General features: G+C 52.2%; 17 protein-coding genes. All 17 read right to left on the bottom strand.

Annotation, left to right across the window (positions count from 1 at the left end; genetic code table 11):
• Positions 1-80: 80 nt before the first annotated feature.
• On the bottom strand, positions 81-1,322 hold the full coding sequence (locus NFS31_RS20055) for a hypothetical protein (protein WP_251499093.1): 1,242 nt from the start codon (positions 1,320-1,322) through the stop codon (positions 81-83).
• Between the two features lie 50 nt (positions 1,323-1,372).
• A complete protein-coding gene (locus tag NFS31_RS20060) occupies positions 1,373-4,051 on the bottom strand; it encodes a phage tail tip lysozyme (protein WP_251499096.1) in 2,679 nt (892 codons plus the stop codon).
• Positions 4,052-4,068: 17 nt separating this feature from the next.
• Positions 4,069-9,279: a hypothetical protein gene (locus tag NFS31_RS20065; protein ID WP_251499097.1), complete on the bottom strand. Its 5,211-nt coding sequence runs from the start codon at positions 9,277-9,279 to the stop codon at positions 4,069-4,071.
• Entirely contained in the window at positions 9,269-9,445 is a 177-nt protein-coding gene (locus NFS31_RS20070; protein WP_251499100.1) for a hypothetical protein, read from the bottom strand. Before NFS31_RS20070 ends, NFS31_RS20065 begins: the two co-directional genes overlap by 11 nt.
• Before the next feature lie 491 nt (positions 9,446-9,936).
• Entirely contained in the window at positions 9,937-10,092 is a 156-nt protein-coding gene (locus NFS31_RS20075; protein WP_160303957.1) for a hypothetical protein, read from the bottom strand.
• Entirely contained in the window at positions 10,086-11,420 is a 1,335-nt protein-coding gene (locus tag NFS31_RS20080) for a preprotein translocase subunit SecY (protein ID WP_251499103.1), read from the bottom strand. Before NFS31_RS20080 ends, NFS31_RS20075 begins: the two co-directional genes overlap by 7 nt.
• Entirely contained in the window at positions 11,417-12,478 is a 1,062-nt protein-coding gene (locus tag NFS31_RS20085) for a hypothetical protein (protein WP_251499106.1), read from the bottom strand. Before NFS31_RS20085 ends, NFS31_RS20080 begins: the two co-directional genes overlap by 4 nt.
• Before the next feature lie 806 nt (positions 12,479-13,284).
• A complete protein-coding gene (locus tag NFS31_RS20090; RefSeq protein WP_251499109.1) occupies positions 13,285-13,518 on the bottom strand; it encodes a hypothetical protein in 234 nt (77 codons plus the stop codon).
• 436 nt (positions 13,519-13,954) lie between these two features.
• The gene (locus NFS31_RS20095; protein ID WP_251499112.1) at positions 13,955-15,463 is read right to left on the bottom strand and encodes a P-loop ATPase, Sll1717 family; all 1,509 of its coding nucleotides are present in this window, start codon (positions 15,461-15,463) and stop codon (positions 13,955-13,957) included.
• 2 nt (positions 15,464-15,465) lie between these two features.
• Complete coding sequence (locus tag NFS31_RS20100; protein ID WP_251499115.1) at positions 15,466-16,794, bottom strand: tyrosine-protein kinase family protein; 1,329 nt, start codon at positions 16,792-16,794, stop codon at positions 15,466-15,468.
• A gap of 11 nt (positions 16,795-16,805) precedes the next feature.
• The gene (locus tag NFS31_RS20105; RefSeq protein ID WP_251499118.1) at positions 16,806-17,261 is read right to left on the bottom strand and encodes a hypothetical protein; all 456 of its coding nucleotides are present in this window, start codon (positions 17,259-17,261) and stop codon (positions 16,806-16,808) included.
• A 614-nt stretch (positions 17,262-17,875) separates the two neighbouring features.
• Positions 17,876-19,033: a ParB/RepB/Spo0J family partition protein gene (locus NFS31_RS20110; RefSeq protein WP_251499120.1), complete on the bottom strand. Its 1,158-nt coding sequence runs from the start codon at positions 19,031-19,033 to the stop codon at positions 17,876-17,878.
• Between the two features lie 76 nt (positions 19,034-19,109).
• On the bottom strand, positions 19,110-20,060 hold the full coding sequence (locus tag NFS31_RS20115) for a ParA family protein (RefSeq protein ID WP_251499123.1): 951 nt from the start codon (positions 20,058-20,060) through the stop codon (positions 19,110-19,112).
• Between the two features lie 379 nt (positions 20,061-20,439).
• Positions 20,440-20,751: a hypothetical protein gene (locus NFS31_RS20120; RefSeq protein ID WP_160306553.1), complete on the bottom strand. Its 312-nt coding sequence runs from the start codon at positions 20,749-20,751 to the stop codon at positions 20,440-20,442.
• A gap of 1,092 nt (positions 20,752-21,843) precedes the next feature.
• Positions 21,844-22,065, bottom strand: coding sequence for a hypothetical protein (locus tag NFS31_RS20125; RefSeq protein ID WP_160306552.1), 222 nt, complete (start codon positions 22,063-22,065; stop codon positions 21,844-21,846).
• Between the two features lie 86 nt (positions 22,066-22,151).
• A complete protein-coding gene (locus NFS31_RS20130; RefSeq protein WP_251499126.1) occupies positions 22,152-23,528 on the bottom strand; it encodes a helix-turn-helix domain-containing protein in 1,377 nt (458 codons plus the stop codon).
• Positions 23,529-23,736: 208 nt separating this feature from the next.
• Positions 23,737-24,162 (bottom strand): hypothetical protein, encoded by a 426-nt coding sequence (locus NFS31_RS20135; protein WP_251499128.1) that lies wholly within the window; start codon positions 24,160-24,162, stop codon positions 23,737-23,739.
• Positions 24,163-24,264 lie beyond the last annotated feature (102 nt).

The following is a 24,264-nucleotide window of genomic DNA, read 5'->3' on the forward strand; positions in this document are numbered from 1 at the left end:
TTCAAATTTTGCCAGAAATGTAGTCCTTCGGCAAAAGTAAATCCGACAGTCTACCCAAGCATAAGAAATCCCCTCGCCTACTATATACGATTGTTTTCCTTATATCTTTTATACAGGACAAATCCCACAGCCGCCAGAACTGCCATCAGAAGGAAAGGAACCGCTTTAAGCAGCATGGCAAATACCCTCCCTGCTGTCTCCATAAAGCCCGGCTCTGCACCTTCGTCCTCCCCGCCTGCTTTCTTCCCGTCCAGCGTAAGGCTCTGGTAGTTCTTTTCCTTAAACTCCCTGTCACCCTCTAATTCCGCCACACTTTCTTCCTCATAGGCCTTCTTGTTAAAGTAATAACGGGAATCCGTGTCCATGATCTCGCCGCCTTTTACTGTCCTGATCGCCAGATCCTCCATGAATGTCTCCTCCCCTGCCCGGATGTCGAAGAAACCTCCAAAAGCCGCTCCGCCTGTATGCGCCCATACATAGGAAAGGGAACTGTCCCTGCTCGCGGACTCGTTGAAGGTGATCTCCGGTATCCCGGATTCCCGGTACTTCCCGGCCGGCAGCTTTACCCTGGCCCGAAAGAAGTATGGCTCCATGTGGAGCGGGATCCGGTAGGTTTTGTAATCCTCATCCACCAGGGTCAGAACCGCCTCGTCAAAGGCATTCACCGGCTGGCACCGGATAACCAGGGTTCCCGCCCCATCCTCCCCACCGCTTAGGTCGATCTCCTCCATGCCAGTATCCGGCAGGCTGCCATCATAAGAATCCGGATCCCACGCGTCCGCCCCGTCTGTTCCCACCCCGTCAAGGTCAGGAGCGTTCTCTATCCCCGCATCCCCATACAGGCCGCTGTATTCCACGGTAATCCGTATGATCCCGCCGTCCGCCAGGTTCACTTCCGGCTCATAGGACAGATCATAATATCCATAAATGTCCCCGCTGACCCTGGCGTCCACCCTGACGGTATCCGGCGGCGCGTCCAGATTATAACGGAAACCGGTATCCGCAGATATCATGCATGGCGTTCCACCCACAGAAACCTCCACTTCAATGGAATTATCCCCTGTCCGGTTGTCCACTACAATATTCGTGCCGCCGGCAAAGGACACGGACTGCCATGTGGCGCAGACGAGGAGCGCAAGCACCGCTGCTGTAATCATCCGCGGGGCCTGCCATCTCCTCCATAGCCCGCCGCCCCTTCCTGTCTTTGCCGTCGTTCCGGCGCCATATCTGTTCTTTGTATTTACCATGTTAATACGGCGGGAAGATTTCTCCTTCCCGCCTCCTCCTTCTCTGGCCGTCACAGCGGCCATAATATTTTTCAATTTCTTCGCCTGTCTCTTTTGTCCATCTCCCCACGTTCTATTCCGTCTGTTTAATCAAGCAGGCTCACATACCCGAGGAACGGGTGGCTGGATTTCTGATCCAGGTCGCGGATCTGGATGCCGTACTTGGCCCCGACAGCTTCCACCCGCTTGCCGCCGCCGATATACATAGCCACATGGCCGTCCCAGACGATCAGGTCTCCCGGCCGGAGCATCTCTTTCGGAATCTTCCGCCCGTAGTTGATCTGGAGGGACGAGCTGTGCGGGAGCGAGATCCCGGCCCCGTTCTGATACGCCCAGAGCGTCAGCCCGCTGCAGTCGAAGGTATTCGGCCCCTGGGCGCCCCATACATATTGCTTTCCGACCTGGGCGCAGGCAAGCTCCACAACCCTTTTCCGGGCTTCCGAACAGTCCGCGAAATCAAGCCCTGACGCATCGAACCCATACCCGCTCCCGGTCCTTTTCAATGCCTGCTTCAGCTTTTTGGCGTACTCCCGCATCTTCTGGGCATCCTTATAATATTTGCCGTCAAACAACTGGATCGTCCCGTTCTCCTTTTCCTCTTTTCCTTCCAGGAAATTTGCGCAAAGGACATCCGCCGCGTTTGTCTCCGAGCTTAATTTTTTCAGTTCTTTTATCATCATGCCGGTATTGGACTCCAGCCTCCCATTGATGTCGCCCATGTTCTGGTCAAGCCATACCACAAACAGGTCAGATTGGGCGTTGACAGAATCCCACCGCTCCCCTGTGGCCTGGGCGATCCCTTTCAGCCAGTCGGCATCTTCGTCGCTCCATCCGCCCAGACCCTGCCCGCCCGCCCCGGAATATCCCGGCGAAAACGTCCCGCCTGTCTGGTTCCACGCGAAAGCGCAGGCTCCGCACGCCGCTGATTCGGAATATCCGGATCGAATCAGGGTGTTATAGAGCACAGTAAGATTCTCCCTCTGCTGCGCGGTCAGTGACGAGATCCCGTCAAACCCGTAAGTGCCGCTGCTTCCCCTGCTTGGGTCGTAATAATACGGATAGAAAATGATGTTCTCCCAACTGCTTGAAAATTTGATCCGGGCAAGCAGCCGGTTGACATCGCCGTCCATATTGTTGACATCCGTGTTCCCGATACTCTCCGGGATGTCGGAATAATAGTCCATCCATCCGCGCCACTGCTGGCGGTCTGTTTTCAGCTTGTCGTGGCAGGAATCTCTAAGCAGGCCGAATTCCCGCTCCTCAAACCGCCTAACCGCCTCCGCCAGCTCGCTGTGCCGGCTGATAAAATTAAGCCAGGAATTTCCCTTGTACTGCTTCAGGCGATCCGTCACGATGGCGATCCGCTCCGCTTCGGAGGACGCCCAGTATGGGTAAGCGAAGGCGTTCCCATAGATATCCATGGCGAAAAGGGAGTCATCCTGCTTCAACGGCTTCGTGGAATCCCCGTCCTTGTCCATGGGCCTGCCGTATTGATCTTCCCTTACATTGGTCAGTGTCCTGTCAATCTTTGTGGCGGACGTGATGCTTCCGTTCTGGGCGGTTTTCTTCACGCCATCCTGCGTAAAGCCAGTATAAGTGCCGCCCGGCTTTGAGATCATGCCTCCAAAGGACTGGTTCGCCGGGTTGTTATTTAAGGATACCTCAACCCCTGCCCCGGCGGCCTCCTCCAGTTCCTCTGTGTACTGGCTGGTCAGGCCGTCCGGGTTCATCGCCGGGCCGTCGCCGTCCCCTCCGTCATCCGGATCCCATCCCACGCCCGGATCCCAGTCCTCATCCTCCTCGTAGTAAGCCACAAACTCAATGTCCTCTTCCGAAACAATCTGGATGGCCCTGCCTGGCTGCTGGAGGCCGTCATACTGTCCGCTGTAATCCTCCCATCCCCGGAAGGTATGGCCCCATACCACGTTCCCAGGAGAGTGCTTCAGGGTGATGTAATCCCCGACCCTCACGTTGTCTGTAGCGTAAATATCGCCAGGTTCCTGATCCGCCGCCAGGCTTTCCACATCCGCCGGGTACCGGTACACAACGGAGACAATCCCGTTCCCACAGGCGTAAAACTCCATGGTATACTCCGCGGCGGTAAAGTCCGCGCCGCCCTTTATGAGCCTCCGTTCCCCGCCATCGTCCTCGTAGGCCCAGTAGCTTCCGCCATACGGCGACGGATCCGGGAGTTTGAACGTCCCCCCTGCCCTTACTTCCGTTCTGGTGTACCTTTCAATTTCTTCCAAGCCGCTGTCATAAAAGAACAGATCCGTCGTCCCGTAATCCAGTGCGCTGCCATCCGGTACCAGTACGAAATCCATGTCCTCCAGCGCGCCCTCTTCCATATAGTCCTCAATCCAGAAGTCATCCCCGGGATAATACGCCTCCTCTGTGTCCCGTATAACCCAGCACGGTTCCACATCGTCCCTGTCCTTATATTCTTCCGGCAGATACTGATCCTTGACCTCTGGGATCGAAATGCTCCTGCCGTAACGCGCTGTTTTCTGTGTCAGGAGCATCTCCCCGTCATCGCTGTAAAAACTGAGGGTAGCCCGATCCCCGTCTGTCACCGCTGAAACCTTCAGCGGGCCGGGCTCCAGGACGGAGGCTGAGACAGATATGATGACCAGCGCCGCGGCGGTAATGGCCTGTTTAACCCCTGTTCCGGACCATGCATGCCGCCTGCTTTTTCTGCCTCCTTCATTCTTCCCTTCCCGCAGGGATGCTGAAAGTCCCCTGCCCTGGTATCCCTGTCTTTCCATTGCGCCTTCCTCCTTCCTCAATTAATGATGATCGCAAACGGATCCACGACCGGTGTTCCGCAGCCTGCCGGGTGACCTCCCGGAAACGCCTCAAACAGGCACGCCTGCCCGCCGGACGTATAAAGGATTGTCTCGCCTGGCACGTAAATGCTCTCATTCTTCATCGCGTTTCCGGCATAGGTCTTTCCCTGATAGACCGCCTTCACGAATCCGGTGATCAGCGTGCCCTGCTCATTCGCCTTTGTGATCCGGTTCCCGTTGCAGAACACATCCCGCACCCACTCCACACACTGCGCGGATACGGAACCCACATTCTTGTCCGCGTAGGTATGGGACGCAGTTGCGAACCATCCGCTGACCCCGTTCTTCTTCTGGGTCGGCAGAAGAGTCAGGTACTCATAAATGGAAAGCCCCTTCTTCTTTCCGTACAATTCATAGACATTGGCCATCAGGGATGCCTGGTAGCGCATGGTCACCTCATTCGTGGCGCAGGTTCTCTGCTCTCCCATGCACATAGCCGCCAGGTACTTAAGCTGCGCGTCGGTCAGGCTGTAGGAATTACCATGGAACGCCGTGCCGCCTTCACCCCCTGACCCGCCGAAGTAACTGTAGATGCCGCCGCCTCCGCCGTAAGTCTCAGGGCTATCGAAATCATAGTCCTTTGCCGCGCCGAAATTCGGCATCCGGGAAATGCGCCCGATCGTGGCGTACACAACAGCCCCCATATGCCCGTCGCATACCCAGACCCGCTTATATACATTCCTGTCCTTATCCCACTTCGTTTTTCCCTTATCCGCGCAGCTATACCAGTAATCATGCCTGGAACAGTGGTGGTGGTGTCCCTTGCAGGCCCGGTGCTTAAGGGGAGTGGCGACTGTCTGCCAGTGCCCATGGGTACATGGATCAGCAGCCGGCTTAGACGCGCAGGCATGCTCTGTGATATCCGTGTCGTACCAGTCCGTCCTGGCGCAGACACCGCATATCTCCCCTGACGCCGGGGATGCCCCTGTCCCAATCCACCAGTTCACGCCCGCTCCCTGATCCCCGTTCAGTTCGTAGTCCATCCCGCATCTGCCGGTTCGGGCGTCCGTCTCCAGTCCTGAGCTGTCATTGGCGTCCGGGTTGGATGCATTGCCAGGATGGTATTCCTCGATGGAGATCTGGTGGGAGGCCGCCCACAAAAACGTACAGTAGTCCAGGAAATGCTCCTTGTCCTTCTCATATTCCGCAATGGCCTGCACAGAGGCGTTCTCCCCGGGCTTATTAAAGATGGTTGGGATGAACACGGATGCCATGGAGATGATGTCCTTGGAGTTGTTTAAATCCACGCTTGTAATATCATCAATGGGTTCCCCGTCCGGCCCGCAAAACACCACCTGGTACGCCCCGGCCTCGAAGGATGCCACACCCTCATTGGTATTGAACCCGTTCATCCCAGCATATAGGCCGCGGTTGTACTGGGCATCGTTGAGCTCCCTGATAAAGTCATCGGTATAACCGCGCAGCATGTCAACGGCCTCCTGAAGGAAGGCGTCCTTCCCATCCGCCGCGGAGACATAAGCAGCTGAATAATCATTGCCTTCGCTGTTTCCGTTTCCGCCAGGATCGATGCCCTCATATGCCATGAGGAGGATAATGATTGCCAGGATGACAGCGGCAGCAGCCAGCAGGAACTCCGACGCGGCAGCGGCAGCCGCTGTGAGCTTCCCCGCGGCTGCTTTCACGCCGGCTTTCAGCGCCAGGGTATCCACGCCGTGCTTAAGCAGGATCCATTCCACCTTTTTCCCCACCGCCTGCCCAATGAACCGCCCCGGATGGAGAACATGCCCTGCCACGCGCTTTAAGCCCTGCGGCGCCCTCCGGTTCATCATCTTTGAAAATGTGGCGGCGATCCGGGTCTGCTTCACGGCCGCGGCGGCCGCCGCCTTCATATTTGCGGCTGTCAGATCCGCGGGAGCCGCCTTCAGCTTCCCAATGCCGATTGGCGCTGTCATTCTTCTGAACGCCATATTGTACAGGAGGCGGTACCCGCTCCTGGCCGTCCTTGTCATTCCCCTCGTAAGGCTCATGACCTGGCTGAAGCCTGACATAGCGTCCGTTCCCCTGGCCATCCTGAACAGGAAGGATTCCACGCCGTTTATAAGCTCCATCCGCGAGATTTCCCGGTTGCGGCCAAGCGTTAAGCAAATCTTCTCGTTCAGCAGGCGGTTCAGGAACGCTTCCGCTTCCGGATTCTCTCTATATTTTGCTATGAGCTTCCTGATGTCCTCCATAGACATGTGGGAGAGATGGATATAATTGCGGCCCAGTCCGTCTTTTAACGCCTGATCCACATCCAGGACATTTAACAGATCCCGGAACTTGTCCATGTCAAAACCGCTCAGACTGTCCCCGGCGTAGAGCTGGAACAGCCCTATCATGGCGGCCCGGTCCTCCATGGAGACTCCCTTTAATTCCTTCATGAGCGCCCCGGTTTTGTCCTCCTGGATCCCTGCCTGCTTAAGCGCCTCCAGAATGTCGCCATTGGATGCCCAGTTCCCCCCGGCCAGTTTATCCGCCAGCTCCCGGCTTACCCCGTTTTTTTCCAGGTCAGCCTTCATGCTGTCCCGATTCGGGAACTTTCCCCGGGAGAACAGGGATTCCACCAGGCGCTTCTGGCCCCCGGACAGGCCCTCTAAGTTTCCTCCCGCGTTTTTCAACGCCCGGGAACGTTCCGCCAGCGTTGTCTCCCCGTGGCGGCTTAAAAAGCCCAGGATGTCCTCTGTGCCAATGGCGTCCCCCTTCTTTAAGTCCCCCCGGATCCCCATTGCCCGGATAATGCCTTCCATGTCCTTTTTCCCGGGAATCCCGAAGGTTCCTGTGTAACGGCGCGCCACCAGGCGCTCCATGGCGGCCCGGTCATGCCGGATTGCCTTTATCTCCCCGGCTGCCAGCCCGGACTGCCGGGCGAATCTCTCCAGCGCCTCCCCCTGCAGGCCGGAAGCCGCGGCGGCCCTGGAACGGATGATGTGGCTGTTTAGCGCTGTCATCACTGCGTCCCCCTGATCCAGGCTGGCGCGCCCTGCGTTAAGCATCTGCTGTTTGACGATATGGGCCGGAAGCTTCACGGCGTACATAGCCGATACCGCTATACGGCCGGCCCCCGTATCCCCTGTGGCGGACTGAATGGCCGCCCGCGCCCCCTGTCTCACAATCATAGAGAAGTACCGGTTCTTTACCATATCGGCCGCCGCCCGCCTCGTTCTGACGTCCCCGGTTCCGATCCGCTTTAAGCTGTCCTGGCGGAGATTTCGGACTTTCACCGTGCGCCCGTTCCGGCCGCCTTCCGGCCCGGCGTTTTCCTGCGCAGGCTTCGGGATCATGGCCATGGCCGAGGCAGCCCTTGTCCTTACCGTGTTCTCTGTAAAATCAGATGACGCAGGCGGCCTGCTGTCCGCTTTTGCCTCCATCTGGCGGTTGGCGATCCGTTGGAATTCTTCCAGTGCGGCGCTCCCTTTCTTGCGGTAAGACCCTCCGCCTATTACGCTCATCCCCACGCCGGCCAGGATCCCGCCGCATGCCGGGGCAGCTTTGCCCTGCGCGTACCGGATGAACCGCACGGACGCGCTTCCCCCCGCTGCCCGCCCTGCGCTTCCATAAATTCTGTCCGGACATGGAGCGCCCATGCCGCGACAGTTCCCTGCCTCTGACCCCTGCTGTACCATGAAAGCCCTTATGGTATTCCCGTCAGCGATCTGCTTTAAGGGCAGTTTCTCGGCTCCGGCCCTGGTAAACAGGACTGGGGCTTTTTCCTCCCTATGCGCTGTCCCCGGCTCCGGCAGCGCCTCATAAGCGCTCCGGCTGAACTTCTGTTCCCTGAAATCAGAAGCCGGGCGGCTGTCGTGGCCTCTTATGGCTGACGAAGGATCTTGTGCGGCTGTTCCCTCCTGGTCAGCCACATTGTGCTTTTCCAGGAGGGATTTATAATGCTCCAGGTTTTCCGCGCCTGCGCGTCTTTCCGCCCCGGCCAGCTCCTCCTGGCACTTTAGCGCCTCATGCCTCACGGCCTCCTGCGCATACCCATGCAGGGTAACATTGGCCTCCTCATTCCGGTATTTCCCATCCTGGCAGGCTTTCTTTTCCTCCCTGGTATAGCCTCTGTAGCTGCCATCCTGGTTCCGTCTTAGATAATCCACCCCATCCGGCATATCCCACGCGTGTCCCAACAGTGACTCTGTGGAAGCCTCCCTGGCCCGCCTGGCCGTCTCGGCAGCATATTCCTGCCATCCGCCTTTCCCGATGCTCTGGAAGCGGTCGTGGTGCGCCTGGATGTCATCATTTATGCTCTGGTACTGGTATTTCAAGTGTCTGTAGCCTTCGCTCCCGTCCTCCCCGGAAAGCTTCATCCGTTCCAGCTCCCGACGCATCAACTCCGCCTTCTCATAGCGCCCGCACTGTTCCTCAATCTCAATGGCGCGGATGGCGTAGGCCTCCGGGTAATCCGTCCGGGAGGGCTGCGCCACAGCGTTTACGGCGAATGTTATCTCTGCCGCGCTGGTTCTGTTCCTATAGTTCTCCTCCTTCCGCGCCCGTTCCTTTTCCTGGCGTTTTCTTTCCTCCTCCAGACGGCGTTCCTTTCTCCTTCCCGCTTTCCGTTTCGCGGCTTCCTCCTTTTTCCTTTTGTATTGTTCTTCCCCCTCATCCATTTCGGCATCGTCCCCGTCTCTGGAACCATCTCCGTCTTCCTGCTGGTTTTCCTGCGCTTCCTCCTGATCCGGATCCGTGCTGTTATCTGCCAGCCCCACATCGCCAATCCCGCGCTCCAGGTCCTGCTCTTCCTCCAGCCCGTCTTCCCGGCCCCGCTTTTTTAGAACTTCCTCTAAAAGCCCTGCGGCCCTCTGGCCGTCAATATCGCGGATAACCACCGTGTAAAAATACGGCGGGCGTTTCCCCTCATCTTCAATCATGCTGCTGGCAACAAATATAAAAGGAATCCCTCCCTGAGTCAGTTCCTGCCGGATCGGTTCCAGAACCTCCTGTCCGCATCCAATGAACACGGCCCCGTTATCCCGGATATGCCTGGCGACCAGATCCGGGTGGAACCCGTTCTTTTCCAGCCCCGTCTTGTCTTCATTCAGTTTCCTGTCCAGGCCAATCTCCTGTAAGGCCGGGATCAGGGAAAGAACCCCCATCAGCCCGTACGCGATGGCTGCGGAAGCGTTCCCAAGCGCTCTTTCGTCAAGTCCCATATAAATGCCGCATGGACGCGCCGCCCATGCTCCCTCCTTTCTGCCTGCTGTAAATACTGTGCTCTTCCAAAGCCCGCGCCTTTTCCACAGAGCTGCCCAGGCATGCCGGCGGCTCCCATGCTGTCTTCCTGCCGAAAGTATGGGGAATCTGTGGGGTTCTTTCCATCAAAAAAATAACTCTTTTTGTTGGAATTTTCCGCATGATGTACGATATTGTGGAAGCAGTACAGAAAATACAGGCCGGATGCGGCAGATAAAGCAGGGAAGATTTTATCATGTTAAAAACTGACAACGAACTGGAAGACAACTCCACAACCGAACGAATGGCAGCCGGCGATCGGCTGTCTGAATTCATAGACTCCATAGTAAGGAACTGTCTCGAAATAATTTCCCATATTCCTTGTCTTTTTCTTCGGGAGCGCTGCTCAAAAATCAGTTACATAGCCCGCTATGCGCCTGATTTTTGAACAGCGCTCCCGAAGAAAAATCCTGCGGACTAATGGGAAGTTATTTCGAGGCAGTTCCTAAGGATCATGAAAATCACGCTATAGCGCAAAAACAAGGACTGCCCTGTCAGGGATTTATAAAACCCTGATAGGGCAGTCCTTGTTGTGATCCGCAAATCCTGATGCCTTGTGGATTATGTTTGCAAATATATCAGCCGCCGACTGCGAACAGGTACATGCCAGCGGTATCAATGATAAATAAAAACGCCCCTCCTGCCAGCATGACAGCCGCTGTAACAGTGGCGCCTGTCGCCACTTCCTTTCGGGAGGGTAACGTAAGCCCCAGCCCTCTTATCTTTCTCAGCATGAAACCCCTCCTATTTTCTTTCCCCGTTTTGAAAACCTCTTTACCGCTGCCAGGGAAACCAGAAGCCTTCTCTCCTCTGTCACAACGCCAACGAGTATGAATACAGATGTCCCTGCAATGCTTAAGGAACCGAGCCCGTAAGCGTTGCAGGCCGCGTACATCGCCAGAATCAGGAGCGTTGTAGCGGTATTCCCGGCAAGCGCGACACGGGTGCTCACCTGCTTTATATACTCCACAGTCGGCGCTCCGGGGCGGATCCCCGGAACGGCCGCCCCTGACCTTTTCAGGTTGTCAGCGATCTCATAGGGGTTGAACCCGATATCCAGGTAAAAATATGTGAACAGTGTTGTAAGCCCGAAATACAGGAGCGCGCCGACACTGTATACCGGCTGTCCCGGCTTAAACCATTCCCCTGTAGTCAAGAGCCGCATGACATGCATGGGAAACCCGTCCTTCGCCGCGCCCATGAACTGGGACACGATGATCGGAAGGCTCATGATGGATCCGGCGAAGATCACCGGCATGACGGAGCAGGTGTTAAGCGGGATCGGGAATGTGGAACGATCCAGCCTCCCGGCCATCTTCCTGGAATTCGTGACCGGGATCTCCCTGGACGCAGACACCAGGATCACGCAGGCGCTGATAACGCCCAGAAACACCATGGTGATCAGGCAGGCATTTAAAATGGCCACAGCCGGGATCTTCCCGGACACGAACATGTCCCTCAGCGCAAACACATCAGAAGGGAACGAAGACAGGATGTTGGCGCACAGCAGGATGGAAACCCCGTTCCCCGCCTCCAGCCAGTCCAGAAAAGAACTGATCCCGATCAGTACGATGGCCCCGGCGCTCCAGATCACGGATGCCGCGGCTACTGTTGCCGGGGTATAGGATACCAGGAGCCCCCTTGCTCCAAGTCCTGCGGCCATTGCCACCGACTGAATAATGGACAGCGCCACAGCCGCGGCCTGTGTGATCCGCTTAAACCGCTCCCTCCCGGTCTTCCCGTCCTTCTGCAATTCCCCCAGAGACGAGAAAACAACCGTCATAAGCTGCATGATAATGGATGCCGTGATGTACGGGCTGATCGACAGGGCGAAAAATGACATCTGCTGCATGGAGCCGCCCGTGATGGAATTTAAAAATGCCAGCCCCTGGATGCCGAGGAGCATCCGCATATAATCTCTGTCCACGAACGGCAGCGGGTAAGATGACCCGAACCGCACCAGGATGATGGCCGCTAAAATAATGACCGTTTTACACGCGAAGGGAAGTTCCTTCAGACGCGCCTTAAATGTCCGGAACCTGTAATTTTTTCTGCCTGTCATGACTGTCCCTCGCTTCCTCCGCCGGGCCGCTTTTCTATGTTCCCGCCATTGTCCATATTTTCCACACCTTGCGTATCTTCCGCACTGTCCCCAACGCCAGCTCCAGTTTCCGGAGCCGCGGTATCCTCTGGGACTTCTCCGTCCTCCGCATTTCCGGCATCTCCAGTTATCCCGGCGTCTCCCTGTTCATTCTCTGTTATGGACTCCTGGATTTTTTTCTCCAGCTCAAACTCAGATACAGTCCCATCCTCAGACTTATGCCGTAGGGACAGTCCGGTCTGGGAAATGGAGCGCATCAGGACGTCTGCATCCTCGGCCTGGATCGTGACCTCCACGCCAAACTCATTGACCGAAAGCTCCGGTTCTTTCGCCATCCCTTCCCATGCCGGTATGTCGCCCCCATCAGTGGTAGTCAGGGAAAACTTATCGGCGCTGGCCAACTGTGGGCGCGCCCCGTCCACGGACGCGGAATCCGGCGTAAACCCGGCAAGCCACACGCACACTACGCGCTCCCCGGCAAGCCCGGTAGAAACGCCGCAGCCTGTGTAAAAGTACGGGATCCCCTCATCCACGATCGCCCCGATCTCCCGGTACTGCCCCTCCCCCATCTGCTTCCATCCGTCGCAGGCGAAGTTCCCGGCAGTATATACGACATCTTCCGCCCGGAGGTTCCCCGGTATGATCCCCTCCACGTACCGACAGTGGTCGTTTACATACCGGGAATAGATCTGGACTTCCTCCTCACCGGCTTTTAATAACTCTTTCCCGTTTATGCCCCTTACCCAGTCTTTATTTACCCTGTCATTGTTTTCTACCAGGAACCGCACCGATGTCTGCTCCTTCCCTCCCACGTCAGTGAATGTGGTGATCCCGGTCAGGTAACAGGACAAGTTAAGCTCCATCGGGGCTTCTGTTTCAATGCCCGGCGCGGCGGGCGGGCCTGCTTTTGGGGAGCATCCGGCCAGCGCGGCGGATACAGCCATGACTGCCATTGTGGCGGATATGGCTATGCGGGTTGGTCTGGCTGATTTTCCCCTGTGGGTTTTCTGTTTCCTCATGTTCATCTCTCTCCTCTTTGTTTTAATTTTAAATCTTCTTATTCCGGCTAGGTTCACGATGAAACGGCGCAGCCCGAGTCCGGAACATTCGTCAAACAGCAGCCCCGATAGTTCGTTCCCATTACACACTAAAGTTTCCCTGAAACGGCTGCTGCCAGGGCAAACTCCGCGCTTACCCCTGTATGCGTATCCCTTAACATTGCGCTGTCACGCTCCTTTCCTGCCTTGACGACATATTGTGTGTAGGTATTCCTCTTTCCGAATAAACAAAACCGCCGCGCCGCAGCATAAGGCAGCAGCACGGCATATATAAAAAAGAAGGATATCTTTGCAGGGAGAGATTAGTCCCCGCAAATTCCCCCGGCCGGATTTGAACCGGCCTGCCTGCAGGATTTAACCTTCCAGCCAAAGCGCCAAGGTCGCCCGGGGATACAAAAACAGTATGTAGCATGATTGGTTTTTTTCGTTTCAATTATGGGAATCTTTTTAATTTTTTTCGGTTTTAATGAGTATGGAAGCAGTCCGGCTTTTATCGTGACCGTTTTGCGGATACCATTTCCGGCATCATTTATCTTTCTGTGGGAAGCATGACTTACTTTTTTTCAGTGGGTGTTTTTGCGGATAAGCGTTTTCGTGGTACAAAAAACGAGTATGTAATATTTGTAGAAAAATGGCTGTCTGCTGAAACATCTGCCCTGTCTGCCATTCCGTTCCCTGGGATTTCCAGGTATATCCTTCATGCACGCAAAAAACAGCCCCTCAACAAAAAGGCTGTCTGCTGAAACACTTCTGTCTATGTTTTGTTTTTATTCGTTGAAATCCTCACCGTCAAATTCCCCGTTTCCCTCCACGTATACATCAGCCCGGATAAGCTGATGCCCGATGAAACGTTCAGACCCACAGAACGGACAGCGGTATTTAGACTCTGTTTTCTTCGGCTCTGGGCCGAATACTTCATTCATCGCATCATCCGGGGAAAACTCGCGGCCGAAGTCATACTCCTCTACGTTTTTCTGGTAGATAGTCCAGAGCCTTTCCATAGTGCTGGTATCGTTTAAGACGGCTTCCTTCGTAAGCCCGCGCCTGGTAAAGTATCCTTCCTATCAGCGCATTCTCGGAACAAGGATCAAACACCATAAAATATCACTCCATCCGCCATGTCCCGGATATTTAAACGGCTCCGGCTCCATGGGTCATTGAACGGGTACAGGATACTTATAAATACTTCGCCACAGCATATGGAAAAAAATAATTGCTGCAGGCCTAAGGAACTGTCTCGAAATAACTTCCCATATTCCTTGTCTTTTTCTCCGACAGCGCTGCTCAAAAATCAGTTACATAGCCCGCTATGCGCCTGATTTTTGAGCAGCGCTCTCGAAGAAAAATCCTGCGGACTAATGGGAAGTTATTTCGAGACAGTTCCTAACCGTCAAAAATCTTGTGCTTGTACCCGCATTGGCATAGGTATTTTACGAGTTATTTCGGCCTCTTTATGCCTCCCTTTCTCTTTAATCCAAAACCATGTAAATATATTTCAGGTATATTGATCCTGCCATCCGTCGTTTTCATCACAATTCCCAGGGTCAACAGTGCATCCAGTATCTCCACATTCGTTTTTCCCGGCAATTTATTTCTTTCCCCCTCCGGCCAGTTTTCCGGCATCAGATAACCTAAAAATTCCTCCTGATTCATTAACATCGTCTTTTTGTCCAGGCGGCTGATAAGATTTTTCATCCACTGATATTCTTCTTCTGTCAGTTCCTGTACTCTGTCACAAGAAACTTTTGCCACGGCTCCCTGCAGCCTTGTGGGGAGAAGGAGTCTGTCCGCCTCCAGTTTGAATATATCATCACGGTGGGATAGCATATCTTCTGCTGCAAATGCAAAACATTTTAAGAAAGCCCGCGGGGCCATCTCTCCATTTGCATCTTGTATATGGTTGGGAACCCAGGTATAGCTTATGCCCCGTTTTGCGCTATTACCCATATATTTCCCAATCATCTTCACAACAAAGGATTCAAATGCCTGCTCCGAGTCACCCGGCAGATATCCCAGGGCCTGATTCTCCTCCTCTTGCAACAGTTCAGGCACATCTTTCAAATAAAATACCAACTCTTCGATTCCCAAATTAGCCAGCCGTTTTACCAGAAGCTGATAAAGGGCAGCCTTACTCCAGCTTAATTCAAACCGATAAGCCCCCATCTTCGACGCATCTACGAACCGGAGGGCTTTCGCATTATACAGGTCGCTGCGCAAAAATATCTTTGCCTTCAGATTCGTATAACGGCTGTTATGACGATACCAGAATTCCAGCAAACTTCTTATAAAAGCAAACAGATCTTCATAATTACTGCAGATCTGATCCAGTTCATCATATACCAGAAATATACATAGATCCTCCTCCTTAAAAAAACTGTCTGCCCTGTCCAGAAAACTTTCCCATTTTTCCTTCCCGGAGTCTAAAATCTTCCACCATCCGGAAATCTCACTGCTGTATTTTTCTAAATGTTCTTTTACAGACGGAGCAAAATATTGATCTGCCAGCCTGCGGATTCCTGCCTTCTCCTGAAACTTCTGTAAAATAACCGAACAAAGCAGGCCTCCCCAAAAAGAGCTGAGATTATCCGGTTTTTCATATTTCAGCAGATCGTCGCAAACATTTGGTGTAGGAAAGGTTTTTGCCTCTGCTCCTTTTGCTGCGTATCCAATCAAAAACTCACTTTTCCCCAGGTTCGTATAGCGGCGCCTGTCGTTCTGACGAATCACATGATCCAGCCCGCCGCAGGAAGTCAAAATCCGGAACAGCTCTGTTTTCCCGGATCCACGGCCTCCGGTAATCAGAAAGATCCTCTTGTCCGCCAGTTTGCTGTAGCTGCGCAAAGGCAGAAAATTCTGCAAAAGATTGTCCTCATCCTCCCCTGCCCCATTCGCCGGCACACACTGGGAAATCCCTTCTAACATCTGATATTTCTTCTCCATTCCCATACCTAATCCTCTCCAAACCAGCTTATAATTCGATTTGCAATTTTCTTATAATCTTCCCCGGTCAGTATGGTTTTATAAGCATTTACACGCTGATTTTTCTTCTGGCTTCCGTCCGAATACAGTTCAACTCCCTGGAGGAGTTCATCATTAAATGACAGGAGCTCCGGGAAATGGATTTCCCCTTCGGCCTTTACTCCGGGAATCTCACTCCCCTCATCATAATAATTATCTACGCATACGGTATATGATTTATCAATAAAATGTTCTTTTGCCAACGTATAACCTTCGGATGACGCTTTCGGGCACATAGCGCCTACAATCATCACCGGAAAATCTGCCCTGTGCCCTACTGCTATGGTCCGCAGAACCTGAGTCAGGCCGTCCCACGACTGTCTGCTGTCATTTCCAAACAACACCACTCCGTGAGGAAGCTGCGCCACGGCCACACCTCCCATATCATGGAATCCAGCGCGGGCATCAATCAGAATATAGTCTACATCATAATTTGCTTTTATATCAGTCAATAATGCAGCCAGCGCATCTCTCAGGTAACCTGCCCGGTTATCCTGAAAATCGATTCTGGACAGCTTCTGCAGGTAATTGTCATCCACTTTTCCAGCAGGCATCAAAAACAACTGCCCATCATTTTCATCCAACAGCACAGGGTCTGTTACATCCAGAACATAATCAGCAAGCGACACTCTGTCATCAATTTCATGCTCAATCAGATAATCTAAAACTCCTCTGGCAATCAACTCTTCATCAAAAAACAACGTTGCCAATCCTGGAGCCTCGATATCAGTATCTACCATCATCACATTTTTTCTCTGTTTAATTAAATTCAAAGCCACCGCTGCCAATGCCGTCGTCCTTCCCATACCTCCTTTAAAGGAATAGAATGTGATCACCTTTTTTCCATTATCCCCTGCTGCCTCATCATATGTCCAGACAGATTCCTGATCTGCCGGCTGACACACCCACGCTTTCTTCGCAATCGGCCGTTCAGATAAATAGAATTCAATATGATCCCTGTTTATCCAGATCCGCCGTTCCTGTTCCAAGATATCTATAATCAGTTTTTCACGTTTTTGAATCTTAGATGACGATTTCTTCCAATATAGTTTTCCGCTAAAGTATGGTCCTAACTCCTGATGGAAGATCGAGGCAATCTCCTGTCTGCCTGAATCAGGAATCGGCTGCGCATTATCCATCAAAAAAGATAGTTTACCATAAACATCTCTTATGATTGTAACCTCTGATAAAAAGCTTTTTTTGCTCCATAAACATACACTCTTCACTGCCGCTTCCAAAGAGTTATTAAATGTGATCATACCTTTTCTCCTTATAAATATCCATCCACTCGCATATACAGCATTTCTTTTATCAGACTGCCCGCTGCATTCCGACAGCTCCCGGCGTCCGCTTTTGTATATGTACTGTCTTTGAAATATCGCCTTTCCGGATGATTTTGAAACAAGATTGGCGGCAATTCCATTTTTGACAGCCTTAAAGCGCAGGAGGGTTCCAATATGGTTAGCAGTTCCATATCAGCCAGCAGCAACATCTGGATATCCCGCATTATTGCCTCTCCCCAATGGCTGTATTCTTTTTTGTATTTTTCTATTTCCCCAGAACCGCTCATTTTAACGGAGCGCACTTTCTCCATAATCTTTTTCAAAGCGCATTCAGCGGCAAACCCCTGCATACATACAGCATTATCATATTCCTCCTGCTCTTCCAGTATAGCTCCGTCAATCCAATGCCTGACCGCTGCTTCATAAAAATCCTCATCTGCCATCTGTACACCCCATTCTTATGAACTTTGCCCTGATGCACAGGGCTCTCTCAGGATTGTACCATAATCTGATTTTATTATCTACCCGAAATATTTCAATAAACACCACTTTACAACTTTTGGACTAAGCTGTTTCTCTTAGACATAGCCTTTGCAAGGCTTTGATAATAGCTGTTGATTTTATGTGGTTTTCGATGTTCTATGCGTTGTAAAGTGGTGTAATTGTTTATTCAATCACTTGTCGTATAAATCAATCCACTTCCGTGTCATCGATTTTTTAATTTTCCCATTCTCCAACGCCCGATATTCCCGCCTTAATTCCTGTAACATCTCTTCCTCACTTGGTAAATACAATTTTGCATTGTCATTTTCCACACGCATCAAAAGGCGATAGTGTGTCCAGCCCAAATGGCTACGTAGTGCGTAGCCATTTGGAAACGTCAAATAAAACTACCGCAAGTTTTTCAAATTTGCAACCGTAAATCCTCCAACAACAAGCAGGGCTTCTGTTCTCTCCTCAGTTCTCTCTTTTTTCCGCTTTTTGAGCCATTTTCGGATGGTTTTCAGTGAGTTCGAATATTTCCTGTATTTAAGCAGTTTTCATGCCGCAGGCCCGGCTATTCGGCATCTTCCGAATGTCCGTTCCAGGCGTCTGTCTGGATTTTTAAAATCTCAGAGTCGATCATCGCCCGCAATTGTTGGAGCTTATCAAGCACATCCCCCCGATCTTTTTCCTTGTACTGCTTGTCTGCCCGCAAGAACTCCTCCATCTTCTCATAGCACTGGTTGAATTTCTTCGCTGCCGTTTTCGGGGCGTAGGAGACGGCGGCTGGCCTGTCCGGGAGTACAGCCTGCATGGCCTGTCCATCTTTTCCGGATACACTGCCCGTTTCGTTTCCTATAACCTCCGCTGATCCCGCCATATCCTCCTGAGGATCCCTGTCACGGCCTGTCTCCTGATCTGTGCCATCCGCATACTCCGCGCTATCCATCGGCTTCCTGGCCCCACAGACAGACCTTACAGCGTCTTTTGCCGTAACCGGTTCCCCTTCATGGGCCTTAATGTAATCTACCAGTTCCTGAACCTCATCCCGCACTCCTGCCATGTTGGAATCCCGTATGAGCTGCAGGGCGTCCAGCACGATATCCTGGTACTCACTGGACAGGACGGACATGGAGGAACCCTGGGCGAGCTGGATGCCGCCATTCGCCACAGCCGCCTGGGCCCGGTCATTCAGTTTCAGCAGGGACTCATATTTATAGATGTTGGAAGGGCTTGTGCCAAATTCCTTTGCCAGCTCCTCCCTGGTCTTTTCCCCTTCATAGATCCCGTTTTCCCGTTCCATCCGGATCGTCTCCCGCAGATAACTAATCTGGCGGGCTGTATAGATCGCATTGTCTCTCTGCACAGCGTTACGGCCATAGATATTTGCGCCTAACAGCTCCCTGCGCCGCTCTGTCTCAGATTCTGGGTACGGGTACACGAACGCCTTGATCCGGCTGTTCCCAAGCAGCGTGTTGGCCCGGTTCCTGCGGGCCCCGGAGTAGATCTGGTAGGTACCGTCTTTCATGTCCCATACCTCGATCGCCCCCTTGAAACCAACCTTCCTCATGCCTTCGGCCAGACGCTCAATTCCCTCCATGCCAAAAAGGTATTCATTGTCCGGGTGTTCAGTCAGGCAGGATGAGTCCAGCATCTTTGTGTCCTCCATGGTACATTGCTTATTTGCGATCTTTTTTAATGTGGTGTTTCTTCCACTGTGGATGTCTCTCATTGAATTCTTCCTCTTTCTATATTTTTTTGTGGGTGCATATATCCAGTGATCTGATTCAGCCGTTTAAGCTGTCTGCTTACCCCATCAGACGGCCGCTTAAAGATTTTCCCGCGCCGTTCGTAAGGTTCGGAAGATGTTCTCCTTTCTTTAAGACGCCGCACCTGCAGAGCACTTCTTCCGTTACCGCGATATAATCCTGTGTCACGCCTGCGGTTCTTTTGAGCCAGCATAAGGGACAGCCGATATGGGCGGCCAGCTTCGCGTTGCTGTTTGACCGTATCGGTGTGTCAATGAACGCGTCCCCAAGCTGCTCCCTCACGTCCTGGTACATACTGCGGTCGTATTTCTGCAAGGGCTGGATCATGGTAAAGAATACCCCGATGATATCCAAATCCGGGTTCAGTCCCATGGCCCGGATACTTTCCACCGTGTCCATCAATTCCCCGTAGCCGTTCATACTATAGCTGTCCACTGTGGCGGGAACCAGGACGTGATCCGATGCGGCCAGCACGGCCACGGACAATTCTCCCAGGTGCGGTGGGAAGTCGAACAGGATGTAGTCATAATCATACGCATGTTTTCTGGTGCGCCGGATCATGCCGATAGCATCCCGGATCGCATACAGGCTGTCCTCGTCATCCATGTCCTCTACCTTCAGATCCTGGAGCCTGCTGTTAGCCGGGATGACATCGATCCCCCTCCATTTAGCGGCTCCCCCATCACGGATGCAGATCTTAGCCTTGATGATCGCGTCATTAATCCGGGACGGAACCTCAATAATATCCTTTAATGTCATCACCTCATCCAGCATCTGTCCGACTGTCCCGTGTTTTTCGTCATAATCCGCCATGTTTTCCATCAGGAGGGATGACGAAACATTTGCCTGGGAATCCACGTCGATAACCAGTACCTTTGAACCGGACTTTGCAAGGATTCCTGCCATGTTGAATACCGTCGCTGTTTTTGCTACTCCGCCTTTTTGATTAAAGACGGCAATCCTGATTGGTTGTTTTTTTGTCGCCCTCATAAGTTTTTCCTTCCTTGAATTTAAGCTTGTAAAACCTTATATTGACAGTATGGCAAAAAAATTATTTTTTTATTTTGGGCGGATATCATTTTTTTAGAGTGTTCCCCGGGAACACCCATATCATAGCAAAAAATATGTATCCGCAGATATATGAGCTGTTTGTGATGTATGATGATGAAATGATGGGATTCAGAAATATTGGACTGTCAGTTTTTAGAAAATGTAATATGGCTTGTATCAGTAAACAATCTTGTTACAAGGTGGTGCCCCCCCCTAACTTGAAAAAGAAAAGATGTGGTGCGGACGGAAATGTTCGCTTTTCAAGATATACTCCGGCAAAAACTGTCAACTCCTGTCTTCTGTTTCTGGTATTCTTCTTTTAGAGGTGTTCCCGGGGAACACCCCACTTTTTTGAATGTGATAGTATTATGCTGTCTCTGTTCCTGCCCGCACTTTCTGTGCCTTTAGTCTCCCCGACAAATACCGGGAACCAGATCTTCTGCTGCTCGTCTATCAACTCCGCGGGAAGATCCCTCTTCTCCGGGACAGCCAGGAACGTGGAATCTGCTTCTGCTTCGAGCGGAACCTTATAAAAGATCTCATAAAGCGTGTATCCGGCCCTGTATCCTGCATAATACTTCCCGTCCGTGACCTGCCAGTTTGTGTTTTCCACAGCCCTGAACACGATCACGGATTCCTTTCCGCACCCAGAAACCGCGCCAAACTGTTTCTTTTCCGAATCTTTATTTAGTAATACAATAGCTAATCCCAGGGCATCTGTCGGAACGCGCCCCAGAATAGACCTTATAGAGTCTGAGAGAATATCGGTTCTGTCCGCCCTGATACAGGGCGAATATGTCAAGGAGCGGAGCCATAATGGCCGTCAAATCTAAATAGACTGTCGTTCTGACCAGGAATCCCAGTTTCTCGATAAACTCCCGATACTGCTCTAATTATTTCTCCTTCTATTATTTACAGAAAATTCTGTCAATTTATGCTTTAAACAATTATACAATCCCAATATTTTTCATGCGCTTCCTGGCAAGTCCCGCATCCTCTTCCTGACCGCAATCCGGATATGCCGATAAAGGGACAGATAGCGATTTTGATGGTATGCCCGCTATATCTGTCTGTTGGCGCTGAAGCACAATGAATCTTCCTTATCTTTATGCTGTTGGTTGGGCTTTACAGCCTGTCTTAACAAGTCTGGCTGTTCTTTTTAAAGAGAGACTCCCAGCAGATAGCCTTTTTGCAAAAAAACTGTCCCCGTATAACACCTGTACAGGACGCTCCCTTCCCCAGATGGCCTTGTGAGCCGCAGTTTCCGGATGTGTATAACTGCCCATGACGGAGCGGCTGTTCCCCTCGCAGCGATACTGGTGGCAACCCTTATCTTATTTCAAACTTTCTCCCCCAAAACCTCCAGGCGCTTCCCGCCGGATCCCGGCCTGAGGAAAGACATATCCTCCAAACTCTTCCTGCATGTTACCTTATCCCCCTGAATCAGAAACGCCCCGACCTGCGAAGCCCTGTCAGACGGGGGATTCTGGCAGATAGCCCGTCCGGGAAACTTCGGAAGTGGATTATTTTTTTCGGCTTCCTTCTTTTTTTGACCTGTTCCTTCTGTTTTTCCCCCTGCAGTAACGGTTTCTTTTTAAAGTATCCTGGTTTCTTTCTGGAATATCACGGTTTTTTTCCATTTTGCACGTGAAAATTTCCTTTTCAGGTCATGGTTTCTTTCTGCTGTGGATAACTTCATTTTCAGATCCTATTTTTTGGAGCATTATGTTGATAATTTTGTGGATATTATGTGGAAAATTTCTCTTCTATATTCATGGGGGAAAAGGAACTGTGTATTTTCCAACCTTCTCTCATCCCTGCATAGGGGTTTATCCACGCTTTCCTGCTCCTCCTGCCATTCCGTTTTTTCATCCGCAGGCACAAAAAAGCCTGCTGACAGCTTTTCCGCCGCCGCAGGTTCCCTTCCATCTTTCCTCTCCTCCAATTTTCAGTTTTTCCCATACGCCAATAATACCTCCCGTTTTCGGGCGGCTTCAGGGCGGCGCTATGTATGTTTTTTGTTAATTTTTGTCAGCACGCCCCACAGGAAGCGAACACGCCGTCCGGATGCCTGCGAATTATCTGGCGCAGGTAGGCCGGCTGGCAGTTAATCCACTCCCGGAACACGCTCACTTCCCTGGCAAGCCATCTGAGGGCCTGCTTGACGATCCCAAGCCCGTACTGCGTAGCCATGGAAGCATACTGGGCGGTCTGCTCCTGATCCGCTTTAAAGATCAGTTCCCGATCCAGGCGTTCATTCTCATACCCGAACACGTTGAACTGGGGTGGGTATTTCCCACACTTATGATGATAATCTTCCGCCTCATCATACTTTTTTCCGTACAGGGAAGAAAGCTGCGGGATGTACTCCTCCAGCTTTTTTTGATTTTCCAGATCGGCCTGGGCTCTCCTGGCTTTCGCGTCCTGCTCCTCTGGCAGCCTGACCGTGAAATGCCCCTTCCCATTGCTTTCCCCGATATCCAGAAACGGGCAGGCATTCCGTATCCTGTCCACAGACTTCCGGAACATTTCCCAGGTCACATATTTGGGCAGTGAGAACCGCAGACTCCTTCCCCGCACTACGGCTTCGCCGGCTGACCTTGGATTATCCACCGTGACAAGCATCCTGAGCGCCATACGCAGGGCGTTCACGTCCCGCATGGATGCAAGCTGGCGAAACATCCCTTCCTCAAGGTTCAAATACCCGCGTCCTCCTTCCAGGTATGTCAGGCCGATATACTGATAATCCGGCACATGGAACGCGAAATCCCCATCGCGGTCAATACCTCCCACCTGGATATAATCTGCCGCCGCAAGCTTTCTGAGGGAATTCCTGACTGTGCGCACAGTTAGGCCCGCCATTTTCGCAATCTCCCTGGTATTCCCGTACTGACAGAACCCTTTGGAATCCAGGTCACAGTAGTGGAGGCCCAGATATACGAGGAGTGATGCCCTGCTCTGCTTTCCCCGGTTACCGCACCGCAGTCCCTCGTTGACATAAAAAGAGTCACCCTTTTTGAACCCAAACCCGGAGCATGCCCCCGCTGCCGGGTACACGTTGTCATCTTCCTGGAAGTCCAACCTATTTCCAATAAAACTCCTTATAGCGCCTGTTTCCCGATCTTCTCTCTCATACTGGGCAAATTTCACCTGCAGTTTTGGCATGACGCTGGCCCAGCCGGCGCTGGCCTCAAAATCACTGTTGTCCCCATATTCCTGCATTGCATCCTCAAAAGGCTGGGAAGGCTCTCCGGTTATCCAGTTGTCTTCCTCCCAGGCCTGCTGCGGATCCAGGGAAACCGATGGCTCCAGCCCGAACTTATGATTTGGCATCTTCCCGGCCATGGTTATGATTGGCGGTACCGCGATCTTTGCGAAACGCACGAATATATTTTTCCCTGCCTGCATTTTGTGTGTTCCTCCCCGTATGATAATGGAGCCTTGTATATGTGTTTCTAGCACAGCGTTTCGTAGATACTCGTATACTAAGCGCCTGATATTTGTGTCAGTGCAAGGCGGCTGAATGAGGCGATGCGGTGGCATCGTCGATTGAAGCCAACGTAGCAATGGCACAAATAGCGGGTGCTATGAGTATCTGCGAAATGCTGTATTAGGATTATGACCGGTTCAGGTGGGATAACATGGCCGTTAAAACAGAGCTGTGTTTTATCTTGTATCTGTATCTGGAGCTGAGCTCCGGTGTCCGGCATGCGCAGTTCTCTTCCCCGCGTTTTGCCGTGTGCCTGATAAAGCTCCGCACAGCCCCAGCCTCCTGGTCTTCCTTTTCGTACTGTTCAAACTTTGCCCATAATTTCGGCATAACGCGGTTCCAGCCAACACTTTCTTTGAAACTGCAGTCGTCCCCGCACTCCTGCTCTCTGTCTACAGCAGACATGGAAAGGACTCTGGTTCTCCGTATATCCCCCTCCCCCGCTGCCCACAGTTCAGGTACGACGGTATTGCCCGGCATCTTATTCAGGGCGATGGTCAGTGGAACTGTTATCATAATTGAATATGTGAAGCTATTCTTTTCTTCCGCCATTCGGAAACCTCCTTGCATATACGTAATAACTTCTCGGAATCTTCAGCCTTGATTTTATAAGGCTTTCAGACCCCTATCTCAAAAAAATCACCCACTTTTTTT

The organism is Otoolea muris, from assembly GCF_943193115.1.
Taxonomy (GTDB): Bacteria; Bacillota; Clostridia; order Lachnospirales; family Lachnospiraceae; genus Otoolea; species Otoolea muris.